The following is a 300-nucleotide window of genomic DNA, read 5'->3' as shown; positions in this document are numbered from 1 at the left end:
ATCACACGGGCAGACTTCACCACATTCACCTCACGGATGTAGTCGCTGCCCATCGCATTCATGATGGCCCGCTGAAAGGGCAGTGTTTCCCAGCGCCCTTCCTGGTATGCGGATTCTTTCGGGAGATAGTAATTAGCATCCGCCCATTCAACGGCGGTCTGTGGCTCCGGCCTGAACAGTGAGCGAAGCCCGGCGCGGACAAAATGCCGCAGCCTGTTAACCTGACTGTTCGATATATTCACTCAGCAACCCCGGTATCAGTTCATCCAGCGCGGCTGCTTTGTTCATGGCTTTGATGAT

1 protein-coding gene is annotated in these 300 nt (G+C 55.0%); it reads right to left on the bottom strand.

Features of this window, described 5'->3' with window-relative positions; genetic code table 11:
• A partial coding sequence (locus KB213_RS11975) for a hypothetical protein (RefSeq protein ID WP_032236170.1) occupies window positions 1-242 on the bottom strand: 242 nt, incomplete at its 3' end.
• Window positions 243-300: the final 58 nt, after the last annotated feature.

Origin of the sequence: Neokomagataea anthophila (assembly GCF_018122595.1) — a bacterium.
Taxonomy (GTDB): Bacteria; Pseudomonadota; Alphaproteobacteria; order Acetobacterales; family Acetobacteraceae; genus Gluconobacter; species Gluconobacter anthophilus.
The sequence above is the reverse complement of the archived record's forward strand: the minus strand, read 5'-3'. Positions and strand labels throughout refer to the sequence as shown.